At 26.4% G+C, this 4,434-nt stretch carries 2 protein-coding genes and 2 pseudogenes; all 4 read left to right on the forward strand.

The features are described 5' to 3' along the window. Positions 1–782 (forward strand): annotated as a pseudogene (locus AJN60_RS09705) (hypothetical protein); the annotation flags it as partial. Between the two features lie 7 nt (positions 783–789). Next, positions 790–2,922, forward strand: coding sequence for a hypothetical protein (locus AJN60_RS04100; RefSeq protein ID WP_237766500.1), 2,133 nt, complete (start codon positions 790–792; stop codon positions 2,920–2,922). Next, positions 2,909–3,679, forward strand: a complete 771-nt coding sequence (locus AJN60_RS04105) for a hypothetical protein (protein WP_057035600.1) — start codon at positions 2,909–2,911, stop codon at positions 3,677–3,679. Before AJN60_RS04100 ends, AJN60_RS04105 begins: the two co-directional genes overlap by 14 nt. Positions 3,680–3,723: 44 nt before the next feature. After that, a pseudogene (locus AJN60_RS04110) lies at positions 3,724–4,434 on the forward strand (hypothetical protein); the annotation flags it as partial.

The raw sequence follows: 4,434 nt of genomic DNA on the forward strand, positions 1-4,434 counted from the left end.
TGATAATGGTAAAATTGAAATCATTGCTTCAGCTCAATATGGTGCAAGCAATGCTTTAGGTATATATACAGGGAAAAATGATCACTCTATAAAACCTCTTGTTAATACTCTCTATTTTATTCTTATCTTTTAGAATTAGATGCTAACTATAATAAGGTCAAAGATAAAAGCCTTAGTGAGTGTATAGAGTATCTTAATCATTTTATGAAAAATATTCAAATTTATACAGAAACTTTTGTGTTAAAAAATAATGCTATTAATAATAAAAATTTCGCTCTTAAAAATGGACCTCTTGGACTTTTTAGAAGTTCTCCAGAAAAAATCAATCATTTTGAATATTTTCTTTCATTAATAGCCACCATAATGCAAGAAACAAATGGTATTTTAGAAGAGCTTGGAGATAATTATTATGCAAGCTATAAAGCTCCTACCACTAGTCAAACAAAAATCATAGATTTTATTTTAAAAGTACATGAAAAAGAAAAATATATTTTAATTCTTGATAAAAATGATTTTAATAAATACAGAAAAGATTGTTCCTTTATTAATAATCAAGAAAACTTAGCTCATAAAATTGCCATTGGGGAATTTAGAATTTTCATTGTGGTTTATAAAGATATGAAATGTCTTGAAAATATTAATAATATAACAAAAATATATGGATATAATTCAAAAAGTTATAAAATAAAAGATCAAATTTGGGATGAGCAATATTTAGGTGGAGTTTGTAAAATATCACAAGCTTTTATTTTAATGGAAAAGCTAAAATAGGTATTATTTAGGAAAATTATGATAGGTAAAGACTTTTTATATTCTATTCATAAAGATAAAAAAAGTATTTATTTATTTTGTGAAAATAAAAGCATCATTGATTGTCAAAGTATTTATGATGAACTTTATAAATTAGAAGCAACGACAGATTTTACTTTTGAAGAACTTCAAAACTATCAAGCTTATATCTTCCTAAACTCCACTCTCCTTACAGGCTCAAATGAACTTCCTAACAATCCTTTTTACTTTGGAGAATTAGATCAAGATAATACTATAAAACAAGATACACCCAGTTATTATTTTTCTCCTAAAGATGAAAGCAGTGGTTTAGGAAGACTTAGTATCTTTTATAAAAATGATGAACTTTGCTTGCTTAATTATTCTATTATAGAAAATTCTTTAAATATTAAATTAGAATGTTTAAGCAAACAAAGCTTAGAGTATAAAGACTTAATTTCAAACACTTTAAAAGAACAAAAAACCACACAAGTAGATAAAAAACAAGCTATAGCTAAACTTCATGCTCTTTTAGAAAATCAAAACCTAGAATGTATCCATGGAGGTAAAGTCATACTTAAATCAAACAAAGGAAAAACTTTTAAAGATGATGGTGTGCCTATAATGCTAGAAAGTGATTTATTAAACTCTAGTATAGTAGCTTGTCCTAATACTATAGCAGGTGTAAGTGTTCCTTGTACTAAAGTTGTTAATGTAAAAGGATCCTTATCTCAAAAGAAAGTCAATAATGAATATGTAATCTTACAAGAACTCATCTCAGCTTGTAAAACAGATAAAGGCTTTGCTTTAAAAGTAAGCTTTACTCCTACTAAGTTTAAATTTGATCACAGCTTTGATCCTAAAGAGGGCTTAGGAGAACAAAGTAAAAATCAAATAGAGTTAAAAGAGCCTATAATAAGACTTCATTATAAAAGTGATAGATTTCAAAAAGATAATTTACCTATCTATAATCTTTTAATCAATAATGAAAAAAAAGAACAAGATAAGGCTTTAAATGAATTTAATATAGATTTAAAAGATTTAAAAGATATAGAGGATATAAATATTCTTAATCAATTCAAACAAGACTTTAGTAAAGATTATGAATTTAAAGAATTAAATCTTAGCTTTGATACTAATTTAATCAAACTTTATTTTATTATCCCAAAAAACATTGCTAAAGTTTATAAAAGTGCTTATAAGGAATTTGAAAATAAAGATTTAGGAGTAGGGTATTTTACACAGCTACATGAGTATGATAAAATCATCAAAAATTCCCTAGAAGACAATAAAAAATTAAACGAATATCATTTAACTTTTTTAGCTCCTGCAAAAATGCAAAATTTAAAACTTCAAATCGCACAAGGACTAGATGAAATCTTAGAAGATGAAGATAGAAAACAAGAGCTTTATGTTTGTAAGTTTGTGGTGGTAAATGGGGTTAGTGAAAACAAAATAAAAGCAAAAAATAAAGATGTAAATATAAATAATGGCACAAAATACACAAACACTACAAAAAGCAATAATATAAGTTCTAGTGAAAACAATGCTCAAGAAATCATCCCTGATAATGTTATAAGAATACAAACACAAGATGGCGGTGGGGAGTTTATTGAGATAGTATTTGATGATTTGGAGGAATGGAGAAATAAATCAAGTGGAGCTATAAAGCCTTTATTTACCCCATTAGAAGGTATAGTGGAAGATATTTCAAATTCACTTGAAAATGTCAGCATTATCGGTGATGCCTTAGCAATGCTTGGTGCAGTGAAAAATCCTAAAAATGCAAAAAATATTATTAAGAAAAAATCCAAATATGCCACCAAAAAAGAAGTGATAGAGGTATTAAAAAATAAATACAATCTTAAGACTTCTAAAGAATTAAATAAAATGGGCTATAAACAATTTATCGAAAATAATAATGTCTATATAGTCAAGGATAATAAACAAATAAAAGAGATTTGGGAGGATATTACAAAAGATACGACAATATTGCCAGATGCGGGAAATGGTATAAAAATGAGAAAACTAGATGATGGAACTATTATAAGATTAAGAAAAACATCTGATTCTGGTGGTTCAGCAATAGATATAGGAAATAAAAAACCAAATAATGTAATCCATAATAAGGCAAAAGAAGATGGTGATTGGTAAAGTAATTCATAAATACGGTTCGTTTTTCCCTGATTTTGATGAGATATTTTACAATTTAGGTTATGATGGTATTTGTTTTGATGAAAAATCAGATATAAAGCTTTTTCTACAAATTCCAAACCTTAAGAAAACAGATATTTTAGAATATTTTGAAGATCATTTTTTAGGATCAATTTTTGAGGATGCATGCGAATTTAATGACTTGGATTGTCCTTTGTTTTACACAGAAGATGAAAACTTAAAAAATTCCATAAAACCAAATTACAATAGTGAGTATGTAAGTATTATAGGGCAACTATTCTTAGCAGGATATATAGACTTTGGGATTACTCCAAGATCGGAAGATAAATATACAAGAACAGACTATCCTACTAATTTATCTTATTATAAAGAAGATAAATATCAAGCTTGGATATATTTTAGAGATAATTTCTTTTATACTAATGCATTTTTAAAAGGGTATTATGACGATATTTTAATCTATAAAGGCAAAGAATATACAGCAAATACTCTACCCAAACTTAAAAAAGGAGAAACGATCCATAGTACAATGCATAGTGCTGCTTCTTGGGATATGCCAAGATATTGGAGTGGGTATAATATATGGGTAACAAGAACTCAAAAAGGCACAAAATATCTCCGTGAGATTTTAGAACCTAGAGTTTACAACAAATACAAAGATTTAGAAGTAGAGATTGATGATAAGGGTAATGTGCTTAGATGGATAGGAGAGATTAATAGAGACAAAAAATATTAGCAAATAAAAAATGATATAATAATGCTTTATATAAGGAATCTTTTATGTTTATAAGTTCTAAAACAGAGTTAATTCAAACTATTAAAAATTTAACAATCAACAATAAAGAAGTTAAACAGATTGATTTTATCAATACTTTAAAAAAATTAGTCAATCCTTTAGCAGTTATAAGAGATCATTTTGTAACTTATCCTTTTGCAATCAACTCAAAATTCATTAGCTTTGATTTAAAGAAAATTTTTTATGGCATAGATCTTTGCACAGGAGTTTTTGACACTCATTTTTCCTTTCATTATGAAATAGATCAAAAGCTTGAAGAAAATAAAGAATTTCTTTTAAAAAGACTTTTATCTTATTTGATTATTGATGAGAAAAGAAATGCAACTGCTTTAGAGGATATAAAAGAACAAAAATATATTATAGATGATTATACTTTTTATTTTAAAGAGTTAAAATCTTTAGAACTTAAAAAATGCACTATATATCAACTTCCTTGTAATCATCCTTTGTTTAAAGAGTTTAGAAATAAAGAAAAGCAAATTAGTGCTTTTAAAAAGGATGAAGATAGTCCTATTCATGCTTACAATGAAGCTTTACAAATTTTACAAGATTTTGCTAATGGAATTTACAATACAAGTAAAGATAAAACAGGAAGATATATAGAAGATAAAAATAAGGCTAGAAGATTACTAGAAAAACTCAATATCATAGGACAAAACAATCTTAAGGCTATGTATATGGGGATAAATGGAAAT

The organism is Campylobacter sp. BCW_4323 (genome assembly GCF_001763115.1).
Taxonomy (GTDB): Bacteria; Campylobacterota; Campylobacteria; order Campylobacterales; family Campylobacteraceae; genus Campylobacter_D; species Campylobacter_D jejuni.